This is a genomic window from Streptomyces sp. cf386 (assembly GCF_900103585.1).
Lineage (GTDB): Bacteria > Actinomycetota > Actinomycetes > Streptomycetales > Streptomycetaceae > Streptomyces.
In genome coordinates this window covers 105,782-122,063 of record NZ_FNHV01000025.1, presented here as the reverse complement: position 1 = coordinate 122,063, position 16,282 = coordinate 105,782, and the positions used below count along the sequence as shown (strand labels likewise).

The following is a 16,282-nucleotide window of genomic DNA, read 5'->3' as shown; positions in this document are numbered from 1 at the left end:
GGGAAGCCGAAGGAGTAGCCCTGCTCCTTGAGCCACGGCAGGACTTCGCGCAGGGCGGCCACGGTCTGGGAGCGGTCTCCGCCCGCGTCGTGGAAGAGGAGGGTCGGGCCGTTGGAGATCTCGTTCTTGACGGTGGCGACCATGGCCTCGGTGCCGGGGAGTTCGAAGTCCTTGGAGTCGATGTTCCAGCCGAGCGGGCGCATTCCGTGGGACGCGGCGAGGTGGCGGCTGTAGGGGGTGAAGGCCCCGCCGGGGGCCCGGTAGTACATCGGCCGTACGCCCCCGGACGCCTTGGTGATCATGCGCTCGGCGTCCAGGATCTGCTGCGACTGGTAGGCCTCGGACTGCCGGTCCATGGTGACGTCGTGGGAAACCGTGTGGTCGCACAGCCGGTGCCCGGCCGCCACCACGTCCTTGACCAGGTCCGGGTGTGCCTGGGCCTGCGTACCCACCATGCAGAACGTGGCCTTCACCCCGTTGTCCCGCAACACCTCCAGCACCTGCGGGGTCCAGACAGGGTCGGGCCCGTCGTCGATGGTGATGTTGACGCTACGGGCGCCTCCGTCGGAGGCGTGCACGATCTCCGCCGATATCGGCGGCGTCTTCCGGCCCTGCTCCTGGGAGTTCGGCTTGGACGGAGTCGCCGAGACGCTCGACCGGCTGCCGGGCTGTTCCTTCCCGGAACCGAGCTGGGTGTTCCAGAAGGAGCTCATGGCGGCCACCGCGGTCACCCCGAGCGCCGCCGCGAGCACCTTGCCGTACCATCCCCGTCCGCCGTTTCGCGCCATGTCCTGTGTTCCTTGCTCTTGCTGTGGGGGTCTTTGCACCCGGCAAGAGGGGAGAAAGCGGCCGAGGGATCCGTCCGTTACCGATCACGGACAATTCCGCACCCCCTGATCTTCGGTCACGGAAAGAACCTGCCTCGCCGTCCGGCCATCTCAAGAAGGGGCGCATCACCTGTGGGCACCGTGCGAGACGACGAGGACCGAAGAGGGGAGAGGCGTGCCGGCCATCAGCCAGCGGATGCATCTGGTGCTGCTCGCCGCCTGGACGGCCCTCTGGTTCGCCGTGGTCCAGCCGCACGGGGGGTTCTCCTGGCACTATCTGCGCACCGGCGGGGAGTTGCTCTACGCGGGCACGGGCAGGGCGGACGGCGGTCTGAGCCTGTACGCCCACCACCCCGAACTGCAGATGGGCCCGGTCAGCTTCTTGGTGGCGGGCCTGTTCAACCCCTTCTCCGAGTCCGTCGGGCAGTTGCTGGCCGCCGCCCTGATGTCCCTGCTCGGCCTGATCATCCTCGTGGTGGCGGGACGCAGCGCCGCCTGGCACTTCCTGGGCACCGGCACCAATCACCAACGGCTGCGGCAGCGGGTGCTGATAGCGGGCCTGGCCTTCATCCCGATGTGGATCGAGGTCGCCGTCCGCTTCGGCCACCTCGACGACGTCCTGGCGCTCTTCTTCACGGCCCTGGCCGTACGCTCCCTCACCCGCGGCAACGCGGCCGCGACCGGCATCTTCCTGGCCCTGGCCATGGACTCCAAACCGACCGCGCTGGCCTTCCTGCCGCTGCTGCTCGCGCTGCCGCGAGGGCAGTGGCTGCGCGCGGGCCTGTGGTGCGCGGGCCTGGTCGCGCTGGTCTGGCTGCCGTTCTTCCTCGGTGCCCCGCACTCGTTCGCCGCGGCCGAGTTCACCATCCCCAACCAGCCCGCGTCCGCGCTGCGCTGGCTCGGCGTCGACGATCCGCAGACCCCTTCCTGGGACCGCCCCGCACAGGCCGCGCTGGGCCTGGCGCTGGGCTGCGTCGCCGTCCGGCGAGGCCGCTGGCCCGCCGTCGTCCTGCTCGGCGCCAACGCCCGGATCGCCCTGGACCCCAGCGTCTACACGTACTACACCGCCTCCGTCCTGTTGGGCACCCTGCTGTGGGACGTGATCGGGCAGCGGCGCCTGGTGCCCTGGTGGAGCTGGATCGCCCTGATCACCCTGTACGGCACGGTGTTCGTCGTTCCCGACGACGCGACGCGTGGCCTGATCCGCCTGGCCTTCGTCGTCGTATCGACGTCATATGTGCTGTTCTGGCCGATGCGAGACCGACGCCGACGACACTCCCCGGCGAAGCGGCCGACGCTCGACGTGCCGGAGGAGTCACGTCCCTGACGTGCCAGGGAGCCGCGTCGGCCACACTCGGGACCGGTCCCGTGGGGTCGCCCCCATGCTGGGCGCCGTCGGCAGGCGGACGGCGGTCGGAGGAATCCCATGGCTCGGTCGGAGGTCCCGACGTGGCTCCAGGGCGCCATGGACCGGGAGCTGTACCGGCACAACGCGTTCCGGATCAGCGGTCTTGCGGTCACGGCGACGCCGCGCGCGGTGCGGCGCCGGGTCTCCGAGGCCCGCGCGGCCGAGGCGCTGGGGGCCGAGCGGGCCGGGCGCCCGGCTGCGGGGGAGACGCGATGGTTGCCGCCCGATCCGATGCCCGACCACAACGCCGTACGGGAGGCACTGCGGCGGCTGGAGGATCCGGTACGGCGGGTCGTGGACGAGTTCTTCTGGTTCTGGCCCCTGCCGGAGAGCGACGGGACGGAGTTGGCGCGGGCCCGTAAGGCGTGGGAACGGCTGGCCGGTTCCCGTGCCGAGGACGCCGGCGACCCGGGCGCCCGCAGCATCGCCGTACACAACCTCGCCGTCCTCCACCACGCCGAGGCGCTGGAGGCCAAGGAGTTCTACGGAGCCCGCGGGCTGCGGACGCTCTGGGAGCGGGCCTACCGGTACTGGCGCCAGGTGCTGGACGACGACGGCTGCTGGCGCCGGCTGGACGAGCGCATCCGCGTACTGGACGACCCGCGGCTGCGGGTGGTGGACGGCACCGCCCTGAGGGAGGCCCTGCCCGCGGTGCTGCTGGACCTCCACGCACGGCTCGCGGTGGACGCGGCCCGGCGGAAGGGGGGCGAGGACGCCGCCCTCCAGCATGTGTCGCTGATGCGGGGCTTCACGGTGAACGACGGCCCGGCGGGCGCCGGTTCGGTGGACGACGGCCTGGTGGACGCCGCCCTCCGCCGGGTCACCGCGCCGTTCGCCGCCGCCGTCCGGCACCGGACGGAAGCCATACCCGGCCCGGGCGCGGATCCGGTGACGCTGGACCGGGCCGCCGACTCCCTGCTGGCGGAGACGAGGGCCGACGTCCGGGTGCTGCGCACCGTACTGGGCGCGAAGCACCCCGTGTCGGCCGATGCGGCCGACGAGGTGGCGACCGCCGTCAACGGCTGTGCGGTGGCCTGCGCGAACAGCCTCTCCGCGGACAGGTCCACGGCCCGCGACCCCCGCGTCAGCAGGGCCGCCGCCCACCTGCGGTCGGCGCGCGTGCTCGCCGCGAGCGGGCACGTACGCACCCTGGTCGAGCAGAACCTCGCCGTGCTGCTGAGCAACGACATCCTCCTGGACTGCAAGGAGGCCGTGGAGCGCGGCGGTCGGTCACCGCGGGACGGCGCGGCGAGGGCATCCCGGATGCTGGACACCGTCGAGCCACGCCTGCGCGAGCTGCGGGAACTGCGCCCGCACGCCCCCGAGACCTCCCAGGTCCGCGACGCGGTGGCCATGGCCGCCTGCCGGCTGTACACCGAGTACGTCAACACCACCCGCGACCTCGACAGGGCCCTCCCCGGCTACCGCAGGGTGCTGCCGCTCGCCGCGGGCGAGGAGGCCCGGTCGGTGATCCGGCAGAACATCGACACGCTCACCCGGGCGGCGGCCGGCCCGGCGGTCGCGGGAACCCCGGGCCAGTGCTTCCGTTGCGGCCGGTCGGTGGGCGCGTCCGAGGTACTGGCCGTCACAGGGGGCAGCCTCGCGGACTCGGGAAGCGTCGGGATCCCCTGCTGCGCCGGATGCCGGTACGAGGCCATGGACCTGTTGGACCGGGCGGGGCTCGCACCGGACCCGTACCCGCCGGCCACGACCGGGTACCGGCCACGCGCCGCACGACGGGGCGGCGCGCTCCTCGCGTTCGGTGTCGCACTCATAGCGCTGCTGGAGGGGGCCCTGATCGGCGGCGCTCTGCTCGTGGGCCCCGAGACCACGGCCGGGAAGTGGTTGAGCGGCGGCGCCTTCCTCATCGGCTGGTTCGTCGTGACCGGGCTCGCGGACCTATGGGAGAACAGGAAGAAGTGATCTGATGCCGTCCACCCCACCCGGCGCCGGGACCCCCACCTCAGCGTCCCCCACCCCCACGCCCCCTCCGCTCACCGCCCCCGTCGCCCTGGAGGCCGACGCCCTCGTCGAGCTCGCCACGGCCGTGTGGCGGCTGTGCAACAAGGTCGAGGCGGCCGAGGGCACTTCCGCCGGGGTGCGCCGCCACCTCGACGCCGTGGTGGACGCCCTCGTGGAGAGCGGCGTACAGACCCGGTCGTACGACGGCACGGTCTTCGACCCGGGGCTGCGGATGCGGGTGCTGGCCTACCAGCCGATGGCCGGCCTGGAACGCGACGAGGTCGTGGAGACCGTCCGGCCCGCCGTGTACCTGCGCGGCACGCCCCTCGCACTCGGCGAGGTCATCGTGGGCACGCCGCAGGAGGAGTCCGACGAGGCAGGGGGAGTCGCACAGTGAGCAGCAGGACCACGATCGACATCGGGATCGACCTCGGCACCACCAACAGCGCGGTCGCCGTACTGCGCGGCGTGCAGACGGAGGTGATCAAGAACAACGACGGTGATGAGACCACCCCGTCGGCGATCTGGATCGACCGCCGGGACCGGCTCTTCGTCGGCCGGCCGGCCCGGGAGCGCTGCGAGCGCGACCCGGACAACACCTGTGCCGAGTTCAAACTGCGCATGGGCACGGCAGGCCAGGACAAGCACTTCCCCGCCTCCGGCCGCACCCTGACGCCCGAGCAGATGTCCGCCGAGGTGCTCTCCGCGCTGCGGGCCGACGTCACGGCCCGGCTGGAGGAGCAGATCCGCGCGGCGGTGATCACCGTACCGGCCGCGTTCGACCTGAACGCCTGCGACGCCACCCGGCGCGCGGCGGGCCTAGCGGGCCTGGAGTTCACCCGGCTGCTCCAGGAGCCCGCGGCGGCGGCCCACGCGTACGGCTTCCAGGCCACCGACGAGAACGCGATGTGGCTGGTGTACGACTTCGGCGGGGGCACCTTCGACGCGGCCGTGATCCGGCTGCGGGACGGGGAGTTCTCCGTCGTCGGCCACTGCGGCGACAACTTCCTCGGGGGCAAGCTCGTCGACTGGCGGATCGTGGAGGAGCTGCTGATCCCGGCCGCCGTCCGGCAGGTCCCGCAACTGGCCGGACTGGCCCGCGGCAACCCGCGGTGGCGGGCCGCCGTCGCCGCACTGAAGCACGCCGCCGAGACCGCGAAGATCCGGCTCTCCCGCGCACACACCGCCGACGTGGACATCGAACTCGTCGACGACACCGGCGGCCGGTACGAGTTCTTCCACGAGCTGCGCCGCGCCGACCTGGAACGCCTCGCCGAGCCCTTCGTCACCCGGTCCGTCAACCTGTGCCGTACGGCGCTCGACGAACTCGGCGCGGGAACCGGCGACATCGAGAAAGTGATCATGGTGGGCGGGCAGACCGCCATGCCCTTCCTGCGCGAGCGCCTGGCCGACCCGCGCGACGGCCTCGGCATCCCGCTGGACTTCGGGCACGACCCGATGACCGTCGTGGCCCGCGGCGCCGCGATCTTCGCCGGCGCCCAGCCGCTGCCCGACGACTGGACCGCGCCCGTGTCGGAGCCGGGCGCCTTCACGCTGCGCTGCGAGTACCCGAGGGTCAGCCCCGACCTGGACCCGGTCGTGGTCGGCCGGGTGACCGCCGCCGACGGTACGGCCGCCTCCGGCATGTCCGTGGAACTGCTCAACGAGGCGTCGGACCCGCCCTGGCACAGCGGCCGCATCGCCCTGTCCGCACGCGGCGAGTTCACCAGCACCCTGCGCGCCGAACCGGGTCGACGCAACACGTTCACGGTCGTCCTGACGGACCCCACCGGAACCCGCCGGCGCCTCACCCCCGACCAACTGACCTACACCGTCGGCGCCGTCGAGACCGAGCCCATGCTCACCCACGCCCTCGGCGTCGGCCTCACCGACAACCAGGTGCGCCCGCTCGTCGAACGCGGCGCGCGGTTGCCGGTACGGCGCACAGCACCGCTGCGCACCACCGTCACCGTCGAGCGGGGCGCGAGCGGCGGGCTGATCCGCATCCCCGTCCTGGAGGGCGAACGCGCCCGAGCCGACCGCAACCGGACCATCGGCCGCATCGAGGTCGGCGCCGACCGGGTGAGCCGGACCGTGCCGGCCGGCAGCGAGGTACGGCTCACCGTCGAGATCGACGCCTCCCGGCTGGTGAAGGTCAGCGCCTTCGTACCGCTGCTGGACGAGGCGTTCGAGACCACGGTCAACCTGGTCGGCGAACCCGCCGTGGACCACGCCGAACTCCTGCTGGACGTGGACGCGGAGCGAGCCAGGCTCGCCGAACTGCGCACCCGCTGCGGCTCCCTCCCCAACCCGGTCGCCGACCTGCTGCTTCGACGCGTGGACGACGAGGACCTGCTCGGCGAGCTGGACCGGGCGGTGGAGGCGGCCCGGCACGCCCCCGACGAGGCGGCCCGCGCCGCCAAGTGCCTGCTCGACCTGCGCCTCGCCCTGGACGCCGTGGAGGACGAACTGACCTGGCCCGAACTCGTCCGCCAGGCCGAGTCGTTGCTGACCGAGGTCCGCGACCTGGTCACCGCACACGGCAGCCCCTCCGACCGCGAGGACCTCCCTCTCTACGAGCGCGACATCGCCGAAGCCGTGGAATCCCGCGACGCCGACCTCCTGCGCCGCCGCACCGAACGACTACGCGAGCACGCCACCCGCGTCCTGGACCGCGCCGGCGTCCTGCAGCCCCTGATCTTCGACAACCTCACCCGCTACCGAGACCGCATGCGCCACCGCTCCAGGGCCGACCGCCTCATCCGCGACGGCGAACGCGCCCGGGACGCGGGCGAACAGGAAGGCCTGCGCACCATCAACATCGAGCTCCAGTCCCTGCTCCCCGAACCCCCACCGCCCCCGGACCTGACGAGCACGGTGCGGGCCAGCTGAGCCGGGCTGCTGCCGGTTGTGCCGTGCGCTGGTGATGTCGAGGCGTACGGGGCGGTCGGGGGCGGCCGGGGTTCGAGCGGTGGGCTTGTCACCCCGACCTGATCCGTGCCGACTCGCCCGAGAGCCCCGCCGCGATGAGTTCCGGCCGGGACGCGGGTCTGTTCTGGTGTCGTAGGACGTCGTCGTACGACTCTGCCCGGCACCAGACACCACGGAGGACGCCATGACGACCACGCCGAGTGACCCGACCACCGCGCTGCCCGGCCGCCCGCCCGTCGTCGACCTGGCCACCTGGCAGGCCGCCCGGGACGAGCTGCTGGTCCGCGAGAAGGCGCACACCCGTGAGGGCGACGCGATCGCCGCGGCCCGGCGCCGACTGCCGATGGTGGAGTTCGACGGGACGGTCGAGGTCGTCGGAGCGGACGGCCCGGTCCCGTTCCTCACTCTCTTCCAGGACCGCGACGAACTCGTCGTCTACCAGCACATGTGGTACGACGGCGCCCCGCACCAGGGGCAGTGCGAGGGCTGCACCACCACGGCCTGGCACCTGCAGGACGCCGCCTACCTCAACGCCCGCGGCGCCTCGTTCGCCGTCCTGACCACGGGCCCGTGGGACGAGGTGGCCCCCTACGTCGAGTTCATGGGCTACACCCAGCCCTGGTACTCGGTCCGCGACGTGGACGCACCGGTCGGCGGCGAGATGGGCTACCTCACCTGTTTCCTGCGCGACGGCGACCGCGTCTTCCTCACCTACTCCACGACGGGCCGCGGCAACGAGCGGGTCAACGGCTCCCTCGGCCTGCTCGACATGACGCCCTACGGCCGCGGCGAGGCATGGGAGGACAACCCCGAGGGCTGGCCCGAGGGACGGAACCCGTGCTGGTCCTGGCGCTCGGACGCGGACGGTAACGCTACGTGGGGCCCGACCAGCCGCCCCGTACCCCAGTGGACCCGTCCCGGCGCGACGCCTGTGGAGACCCTTGGCCGGCACGGCCATCACCACTGATGGCTCTAGAGATGCCGAAATCAACCCTTGACCTCAATGGCCCCGGCCACTATTTTGCGGTAGACGTCGACCCATAACCACCGAAAGGAGGCGACCAGCAGATGAACACCAGCTCTGATCTTGGTCGCCTCGCCCAGCGCACGGTCTGGGTTCCGGGTCGGATCGCGCACGGCTGCTGAGTAAGCCGTTCTGATGTGCCCGTCTGTGGCACATTCCGGGTTTCCCGTCACCATTTTCCGGCACGTCGCTGTTGCGTGCCATTTTGCGCCCGCTCCGTTCACGTGGTGCGTCTGAACACAGAAAGCTGCCTGAAATTGGCGAACATCATGAATCGACCGATCACGCACGGAAACGAAGGCCTGTCATGACAGAGGCGCGGATCACGGTCAACGGGAAAGAAACACCGATTTCACCGGCTGCGCCCCACACCACCGTGCTGGACTTTCTGCGCGAGCGTGGCCTCACCGGTACCAAGGAGGGCTGCGCCGAGGGTGAATGCGGTGCCTGTTCGGTCCTGGTGGCACGTCCCGGGGTGAACAAGCCCACCGACTGGGTGGCGGTCAACGCCTGCCTGGTCCCGGCCGCGGCGCTCGACGGTCAGGAGGTCATCACCTCCGAGGGGCTCGCCACCGTCGGCGAACCCGGCACGCCGCCCACCCTGCACCCGGTGCAGGAGGAGATGGCGGTCCGCGGCGGCTCCCAGTGCGGCTACTGCACACCGGGATTCATCTGCAGCATGGCCTCCGAGTACTACCGGCCCGACCGCTGCGCGCATTCGGACTCGGACTCGGACCTGGACTCGCACTCGGACTCCGACGCGGCCGCCAGCACCGACCACGAGCACGGTCCGAACGGTTTCGACCTGCACGCGCTGAGCGGGAACCTGTGTCGCTGTACCGGTTACCGCCCGATTCGCGATGCCGCGTTCGCCGTCGGTGAGCCCACGGACGAGGACCCGCTGGCGCAGCGTCGCGAGCAGGACCCGCCCGCACCGGTCGCCACCGAATACGCCCAGGACGACAGCACGTTCCTGCGGAAGAACACCCTGGCCGAAACGCTGCAGGTGCTGCGCGAGCGGCCCGACGCGGTGGTGGTCGCCGGCTCCACCGACTACGGCGTCGAGGTGAACATCCGCTCCCGCCGCGAGGGTTGTGTGGTCGCCATCGACCGGCTGCCCGAACTGAGGGAGCTGCGCGTCGAGTCCGACCACATCGAGATCGGGGCGGCGCTGACGCTCACCGAGATCGAGCGCCGCCTCGACGGCGATGTCCCGCTCCTCGCCGAGCTGTTCCCGCAGTTCGCCTCCCGGCTCATCCGCAACAGCGGGACCCTCGGCGGCAACCTGGGTACCGGCTCGCCCATCGGTGACAGCCCGCCGGTGCTGCTCGCCCTGGAGGCGTCGCTGGTGCTCGCCGACGCCGACGGTGAGCGCGTGGTCCCGCTGGCGGAGTACTTCACCGGCTACCGGCAGAGCGTGCGCCGTCCCGGCGAGCTGATCCGCGCGGTGCGCATCCCGCTGCCGCTGACGCCGGTCGCGGCCTTCCACAAGATCGCCAAGCGGCGCTTCGACGACATCTCCAGCGTGGCGGTCGCCTTCGCGCTGGACATCGAGGACGGGATCGTCCGCAAGGCGCGCATCGGACTGGGCGGCGTGGCCGCCACCCCGATCCGCGCCCTCGCCACCGAGGCCGCCCTGGAAGGCAGGCCCTGGTCGGCGGAGACTGTAGAGGCCGCGGCCCGCGTGCTGCGCGGTGAGGGCACGCCGATGGACGACCATCGCGCCAGCTCCCTCTACCGTTCCGCGATGCTCGGCCAGAGCCTCAAGAAGCTGCACGCACAGACCACCGAGGCGGTGTCGTCATGAGTCACCTGTCCGAGCGCCCCGAGAAGCCGGTCGTCGGCGTCTCCCTGCCGCACGAGAGTGCCTTCCAGCACGTCACCGGCGCCGCGCTCTACACCGACGACCTGGTCCAGCGCACCAAGGACGTGCTGCACGCCTACCCGGTGCAGGTCATGAAGGCCCATGGCCGGATCACCGCACTGCGCACCGAGCCCGCGCTCGCCGTGCCCGGCGTGGTCCGCGTACTGACCGGCGCCGACGTGCCCGGCGTCAACGACGCCGGCATGAAGCACGACGAGCCGCTCTTCCCCGACGAGGTCATGTTCCACGGCCACGCGGTCGCCTGGGTGCTCGGCGAGACCCTGGAGGCGGCCCGGCTCGGTGCGGCGGCCGTCGAGGTGGAGCTCGATGAGCTGCCCTCCGTGATCACGCTGCAGGACGCGATCGAGGCCGAGAGCTTCCACGGCGCGCGGCCGCTCATGGTGCACGGCGACATCGACGCCGGCTTCGCCGACTCCGCGCACGTGATCACCGGCGAGTTCCAGTTCTCCGGTCAGGAGCACTTCTACCTGGAGACGCACGCGGCCCTCGCCCTGGTCGACGAGAACGGGCAGCTGTTCATCCAGAGCAGCACCCAGCACCCGTCGGAGACCCAGGAAATCGTCTCCCACGTACTCGGCGTGCCCGCCCACGAGGTGACCGTGCAGTGCCTGCGGATGGGTGGCGGCTTCGGCGGCAAGGAGATGCAGCCGCACGGGTTCGCGGCCATCGCCGCGCTCGGGGCCAAGCTGACCGGCCGGCCGGTCAGGTTCCGGTTCAACCGGACCCAGGACCTGACCATGTCCGGCAAGCGGCACGGGTTCAACGCCACCTGGAAGATCGGCTTCGACGCAGAGGGCCGTATCCAGGCCCTGGACGCCACCTTGACCGCGGACGGCGGCTGGAGCCTGGACCTGTCCGAGCCGGTCCTCGCCCGCGCGCTGTGCCACATCGACAACACCTACTGGATCCCCAACGCGCGCGTCGCCGGACGCATCGCCAAGACCAACACGGTCTCCAACACCGCCTTCCGAGGCTTCGGCGGACCGCAGGGCATGCTGGTGATCGAGGACATCCTGGGCCGCTGCGCGCCGCAGCTCGGCCTGGACCCCATGGAGCTGCGGGAGCGCAACTTCTACCAGCCGGGCCAGGGCCAGACGACGCCGTACGGCCAACTGGTCACCCAGGCCGAGCGGATCTCCACCGTCTGGCAGCAGGTGCGGGACGACGCCGGCATCGCCGACCGGGGGCGCGAGATCGCGGCCTTCAACGCCGCGCACCCGCACACCAAGCGGGCGCTCGCGATCACCGGCATCAAGTTCGGTATCTCGTTCAACCTCACCGCCTTCAACCAGGGCGGGGCGCTGGTGCTGATCTACAAGGACGGCTCCGTCCTGATCAACCACGGCGGCACCGAGATGGGCCAGGGCCTGCACACCAAGATGATGCAGGTGGCCGCGACCACGCTGGGCATCCCGCTGCACAAGGTGCGCCTCGCCCCGACGCGGACCGACAAGGTGCCCAACACCTCGGCCACCGCCGCCAGTTCGGGTGCGGACCTCAACGGCGGGGCGATCAAGAACGCCTGTGAACAGCTGCGCGACCGGCTGCTGCAGGTCGCCGGCACCCAGCTCGGGGCGAACGCCTCCGACGTACGCATCGTCGAGGGTGTCGCGCGCGCCCTGGGCAGCGACAAGGAGCTGGCCTGGGACGACCTGGTGCACACCGCGTACTTCCAGCGGGTGCAGCTGTCGGCGGCCGGCTTCTACCGGACCGAGGGGCTGCACTGGGACGTGAAGTCGTTCCGCGGTACCCCGTTCAAGTACTTCGCCTACGGCGCCGCGGCGACCGAGGTGGAGGTCGACGGCTTCACCGGCGCGTACCGGATCCGGCGCGTGGACATCGTGCACGACGTCGGCGAGAGCCTCTCCCCGATGATCGACATCGGTCAGGTCGAGGGCGGTTTCGTGCAGGGCGCGGGCTGGCTGACGCTGGAGGACCTGCGCTGGGACACCAGTGACGGCCCGAACCGAGGCCGGCTCCTGACCCAGGCGGCGAGCACCTACAAGCTGCCGAGCTTCTCGGAGATGCCCGAGGAGTTCAACGTCAGGCTGCTGGAGAACGCCACCGAGGAGGGCGCGGTCTACGGCTCCAAGGCGGTGGGTGAGCCTCCGCTGATGCTGGCGTTCTCGGTGCGCGAGGCGCTGCGGCAGGCCGCCGCCGCGTTCGGGCCGAGCGGGGTCAGCGTCGATCTGGCCTCGCCCGCGACGCCGGAGGCGGTGTACTGGGCGATCCAGGAGGCTCGACAGGGCGGCGACGCCTCGCGGCTCGGGCATGCCGTCAACGAGCACGCTGTGAACGGGAACGCCGTCAACGGGAACGCCGCCAACGGCAAGGTCCGCGCCGACGCAGAAGCGCTGAGCGGTGCCTGACATGACGTGGATCGCCGCGGTCGCACGGTTGCGAGCACGCCGGGAGCCCGGTGTGCTGGTGACCGTCGCGACCGTGCGCGGTCATGCCCCGCGTGACGCCGGTGCGAAGCTGGTCGTGGGGCGGACTGAGACGTGGGGCTCGATCGGCGGTGGCAACGTGGAGGCCGTCGCGATCGATCGGGCCCGCGAGATGATCGCAGCGTCCAAGCCGGAGCCCGAGCTGATGGATTTCGCGCTGAACGACAAGGTGACCAACCAGCACGGCGTGCAGTGCTGTGGCGGCACGGTCCAGGTGCTGCTCGAACCGCTACCGGTGGTACGGGCGGTGGCGATCTTCGGAGTCGGGCACGTCGGTCTCGAACTGGCGCGCATCCTGGCACGTCAGGACCTCGACCTCCATCTGATCGACACCCGCTCCGACATCCTCACCAAGGAGCGGCTCGACGTGTTGGCGGACGCGGTGGCGCAGGTGCACACGCATCACACGCCGCTACTGCCCGAGGAGGTGCTGGAGGAGCTGCCGCGCGGCACCCGCATCCTGATCATGACCCATGATCACGCCGAGGACGCGGCTCTGTGCGACGCCGCCCTGCGCACCACCCATCTCGGCTCCATCGGGCTGATCGGGTCGGCGGCCAAGTGGGTGCGGTTCCGTAAACGCCTCGCCACGGAGGGTGGCTTCGATGACGCCGCCATCGATCGGATCAAGACCCCGATCGGGCTGGCCGACATCACCGGCAAGGAACCCGCGACCATCGCCGTGAGCGTCGCGGCCGATCTGCTGCGCACTTTCGAGAGCGAGGAGCACTGACCCACCCACGGCTCTTCGATCCTGTTTCGGGCGGAAGGCGCTGAGGTTACCGACTCCTGCCCTTCATGCGAATCTACAAGAGGGGCCTGCCGACCAGCCAACTCCTTCATGGTTTCGGTGACTGACCCTCGACGGGGCCCGACGGGTGTACTTGCGCTGTTCCGCACAAACAGCAACGGGGAGTTCCCGCCGTCTGCAAAAAGGAGTAACCGTGACCGCGCACATCCAAGAAGCGAGCATCCAGGACGTCGAGCGCGCCTGGATGGACGAGGCCATCGGCCTTGCCACCAACAGCGTGAAGAACGGCGGCGGTCCGTTCGGCGCACTGATCGCCAAGGATGGCGAGATTGTTGCGATCGGCAACAACAAGGTCACTTCGAACCTGGACCCGACGGCGCATGGCGAGGTGAGCGCGATCCGTGCCGCCTGCCAGAAGCTCGGCACCTTCTCACTTGAGGGCTGTGTCCTGGTCACCTCGTGTGAGCCGTGCCCGATGTGCCTTTCCTCCGCGCTGTGGGCGCGAGTCGACCGGATCATCTTCGCCGCTGATCGCGATGACGCCGCGGTGGCCGGTTTCGATGATCGCAAGTTCTACGACCTGTTCGAGAAGAGGCCCGCGGAGCTGTGGCCGATGGAGATCGAGCGAGTTGACATGCCGAACCGTACGGCACCGTTCGACGCGTGGCTGGCGAAGTCCGACCGTATCGACTACTGAAACCCGGTTCACTGCGAAATTGAACGAGGCCCCTGGGCCGCTGTGTTGAGATATCAGGAATCTCAACACGGCAGCCTGGGGGCCTCGTTCAATTTCTGCCTGTCTGCCTGTCTGCCTGTCTGCCTGTCTGCCTGTCTGCCTTTCTGTCTTTGTGTACTTGGCACTGCCCGCCTGAGCTGCAGTTCCATAGAAACGCACAAACTGCGGATCCCAGGCCGATCAAGGTTTCATGCTTTCAACGCCTGTCTGAAACAGGCCAGTTGGCGATGGACTCCTCGGACAAGCCAAACCAACGAACGGGGAAAGCCTTGTCCGAGAAGCTGCCTGGCCGTCAGATCGAGATCTCCTGGCCCGACCTCGGCATCACGGTCACCGCCGACCTTGACGACCGCAACCCGGCACTCGCCGACGCCCTGTGGGAGTCCTTGCCGTACCGGAGCCTCCAGGGACACGCCCTCATCGCGGGCGAGCACCTCTACCACGTAGCGCCGATTCCCACGCTGCTGCACACCCCCCACGCGACCCGTATCCCCGACCGGCGCGAGGCCCCCGACGGCACCGTGTTCTGCTCGGGCCTGCAGCACCTGGGCATCAAGTACGGCACCCTGACCGAGCCGATGCCCGCCACCCCCGTCGGCCGGATTCGTGAGGCGGACATGCCCGCCCTGCTGGAAGCCGGGGCCGCGATCTGGGACGCCGTCTACTCCACGAAGAAGCAGATCCTCGCCGAAGTCCGCCGCGCGGGCGAGCCGGGCGGCCACCGCATCCCGATGCTCCACGCCACCAACACGGCCGCCAGCCACCTGATCGCCGACATCGTCGCCGAGACCGAGAAGATCTGGCTCGCACCGCCGGCCGAGCTGGACGACCTCCACCAGGGCGTCATCCCCTCCCAGGCGGGCAACTTCGGCACCGTCCTGCCCACCCTGCTGTTCGTCAACGGCGAGACCCGGCCCCTGGGGTACGCCGCCTACGGCGGACTCGTCCGCGCCGCGGTCCAGGGCATGCCCATGGACTCCCTCGTCCACATGACCCGCCTTATGGTCGGCGTCCCCGCCGAGTTCCTGGGCTACTGCGGTCTGGAGAAGCTGTGGGCGTTCACCCAGCGCTTCCTCGGCGTCCTCGACCGCCTCGACCGTGACGACTTCTACGCCGTCACCAGCCAGATGGCCCTCTACATCAACTGCCTCGGCGGCTGGAACCTCCAGCTGTACCCGTGGGAGACCGGGGACCACCTGCGCCAGCAGGCCGCCACGGTCGGCGCGTAGCGATGCCCGGAGCGACCTTGAGCGCCCTGCCTGCCCGCGCTGACGCCGTCGTCATCGGCGGGGGAGTGATCGGAACCTCCGCCGCCTACCACCTCGCCGAAGCCGGCGTGAACACCGTGCTGCTGGAACGCGGAAGCCTCGGGGGCGGGGCATCCGCGCACACGGCGGGCATGATCCGCACCTACTTCCCCGGCGACCCCCACACCGGGCGGATGGCCGTACGCAGCCTGAACGCCTATCAGGACTTCGCCCGCCACACCGAGGCCCCCCTCGCCCTGAAGCGGCTCGGGTTCATGGCGCTGTTCACCGACGAACAGCAGATCGCCGATTTCGAGGCCGGCCATCAGGCCCAGCGGGCCGCCGGCGTCCAAGTCGGCCTGATCAGTGCCCGGGAAGCGGCCGGACTCAACCCGCTGCTCAACGAGCGCGCCGTCCTGGCCGCCGCCTGGTCGCCCGAGGCGTACCACGTGGACGGCCTCGACATCGTCCGCGGCTACGCCGCCGCCGCCCGCAACCACGGCGCCCGCCTGTTCACCCACACCCCCGTCACCCGCATCGACGACGACAACACCGTCCACACCGCGCAGGGCGGCATCAAGGCGGACAGCATCGTGTGTACGGCCGGGCCCTGGTCCGGCGAGGTGGCGTCCATGGCGTCGGTCGACCTGCCGATGCGGCCCCGCACGATGGAGATGCTGTTCACCGACGTACCGCCCTCCCCGCACCCCGATCTGCCCATGACGATGCACGCCGCATCCGGCCTGCGGATCCGCTCATGGAAGGACCGCATCCTCCTCGCCATGGGCGCACCCAAAGCGGGCGAGACACGCGAGGCCTGGCTCGGCCGTATCGCCGGCCATCTCGGCACCCTGTTCCCCGCCCTGGACGGCATCGGCCTGCACCGCGCGTGGAGCGGCGATTTCGACGCGAGCCCCACCAACACCGCCTTCATCGGCGAACACCCCACCCGCCGCTTCCTGTACGCGGCCGGATTCACCGGCGCGGGCCTGTGCCAGGCACCCGCGGCAGGGGAGCAGCTACGCGACCTGTTGATCGCCAAATAGCCGCCAGTAGCCGCCCAG

General features: G+C 70.6%; 12 protein-coding genes. 11 read left to right on the top strand and 1 reads right to left on the bottom strand.

Annotated elements, in window-relative coordinates; translation table 11 throughout:
• Positions 1–788: polysaccharide deacetylase family protein (locus BLU79_RS41265; protein WP_093911170.1), on the bottom strand; the 788-nt coding region annotated here is incomplete at its 3' end.
• A gap of 235 nt (positions 789–1,023) precedes the next feature.
• Between BLU79_RS41265 and BLU79_RS41260 the strand changes: the two genes are divergently transcribed.
• From BLU79_RS41260 to BLU79_RS41210, 11 genes are all read left to right on the top strand, one after another.
• Positions 1,024–2,154: a hypothetical protein gene (locus tag BLU79_RS41260; protein ID WP_093911185.1), complete on the top strand. Its 1,131-nt coding sequence runs from the start codon at positions 1,024–1,026 to the stop codon at positions 2,152–2,154.
• Positions 2,155–2,253: 99 nt separating this feature from the next.
• Entirely contained in the window at positions 2,254–4,158 is a 1,905-nt protein-coding gene (locus BLU79_RS41255; protein ID WP_093911169.1) for a SoxR reducing system RseC family protein, read from the top strand.
• Between the two features lie 4 nt (positions 4,159–4,162).
• Positions 4,163–4,594 carry a hypothetical protein gene (locus tag BLU79_RS41250; RefSeq protein WP_093911168.1) on the top strand — a complete coding sequence of 144 codons (432 nt, stop codon included), beginning with the start codon at positions 4,163–4,165 and terminating at the stop codon, positions 4,592–4,594.
• Positions 4,591–7,089: an Hsp70 family protein gene (locus BLU79_RS41245; RefSeq protein WP_218137826.1), complete on the top strand. Its 2,499-nt coding sequence runs from the start codon at positions 4,591–4,593 to the stop codon at positions 7,087–7,089. The genes BLU79_RS41250 and BLU79_RS41245 overlap by 4 nt, the downstream gene beginning before the upstream one ends.
• A gap of 223 nt (positions 7,090–7,312) precedes the next feature.
• Complete coding sequence (locus BLU79_RS41240) at positions 7,313–8,095, top strand: DUF899 family protein (RefSeq protein WP_093911167.1); 783 nt, start codon at positions 7,313–7,315, stop codon at positions 8,093–8,095.
• A 364-nt stretch (positions 8,096–8,459) separates the two neighbouring features.
• On the top strand, positions 8,460–9,959 hold the full coding sequence (locus BLU79_RS41235) for a xanthine dehydrogenase small subunit (RefSeq protein ID WP_093911166.1): 1,500 nt from the start codon (positions 8,460–8,462) through the stop codon (positions 9,957–9,959).
• Positions 9,956–12,406 carry a xanthine dehydrogenase molybdopterin binding subunit gene (gene xdhB, locus BLU79_RS41230; protein WP_093911165.1) on the top strand — a complete coding sequence of 817 codons (2,451 nt, stop codon included), beginning with the start codon at positions 9,956–9,958 and terminating at the stop codon, positions 12,404–12,406. Before BLU79_RS41235 ends, xdhB begins: the two co-directional genes overlap by 4 nt.
• 1 nt (position 12,407) lies before the next feature.
• Positions 12,408–13,217 carry a xanthine dehydrogenase accessory protein XdhC gene (xdhC, locus tag BLU79_RS41225; protein ID WP_093911164.1) on the top strand — a complete coding sequence of 270 codons (810 nt, stop codon included), beginning with the start codon at positions 12,408–12,410 and terminating at the stop codon, positions 13,215–13,217.
• Between the two features lie 262 nt (positions 13,218–13,479).
• Positions 13,480–13,932: a nucleoside deaminase gene (locus tag BLU79_RS41220; RefSeq protein WP_093911183.1), complete on the top strand. Its 453-nt coding sequence runs from the start codon at positions 13,480–13,482 to the stop codon at positions 13,930–13,932.
• A 308-nt stretch (positions 13,933–14,240) separates the two neighbouring features.
• On the top strand, positions 14,241–15,200 hold the full coding sequence (locus BLU79_RS41215; RefSeq protein WP_093911163.1) for a cucumopine synthase-related protein: 960 nt from the start codon (positions 14,241–14,243) through the stop codon (positions 15,198–15,200).
• Between the two features lie 17 nt (positions 15,201–15,217).
• The gene (locus BLU79_RS41210) at positions 15,218–16,264 is read left to right on the top strand and encodes an NAD(P)/FAD-dependent oxidoreductase (RefSeq protein ID WP_177001373.1); all 1,047 of its coding nucleotides are present in this window, start codon (positions 15,218–15,220) and stop codon (positions 16,262–16,264) included.
• Positions 16,265–16,282 lie beyond the last annotated feature (18 nt).

Bases quoted from the DNA above. Each gene is read 5' to 3' on its own strand.
- BLU79_RS41260 (WP_093911185.1), top strand. From the start codon at position 1,024: ATGCATCTGGTGCTGCTCGCCGCCTGGACGGCCCTCTGGTTCGCCGTG.
- BLU79_RS41255 (WP_093911169.1), top strand. From the start codon at position 2,254: ATGGCTCGGTCGGAGGTCCCGACGTGGCTCCAGGGCGCCATGGACCGG.
- BLU79_RS41250 (WP_093911168.1), top strand. From the start codon at position 4,163: ATGCCGTCCACCCCACCCGGCGCCGGGACCCCCACCTCAGCGTCCCCC.
- BLU79_RS41240 (WP_093911167.1), top strand. From the start codon at position 7,313: ATGACGACCACGCCGAGTGACCCGACCACCGCGCTGCCCGGCCGCCCG.
- BLU79_RS41235 (WP_093911166.1), top strand. From the start codon at position 8,460: ATGACAGAGGCGCGGATCACGGTCAACGGGAAAGAAACACCGATTTCA.
- xdhB (WP_093911165.1), top strand. From the start codon at position 9,956: ATGAGTCACCTGTCCGAGCGCCCCGAGAAGCCGGTCGTCGGCGTCTCC.
- xdhC (WP_093911164.1), top strand. From the start codon at position 12,408: ATGACGTGGATCGCCGCGGTCGCACGGTTGCGAGCACGCCGGGAGCCC.
- BLU79_RS41220 (WP_093911183.1), top strand. From the start codon at position 13,480: ATGGACGAGGCCATCGGCCTTGCCACCAACAGCGTGAAGAACGGCGGC.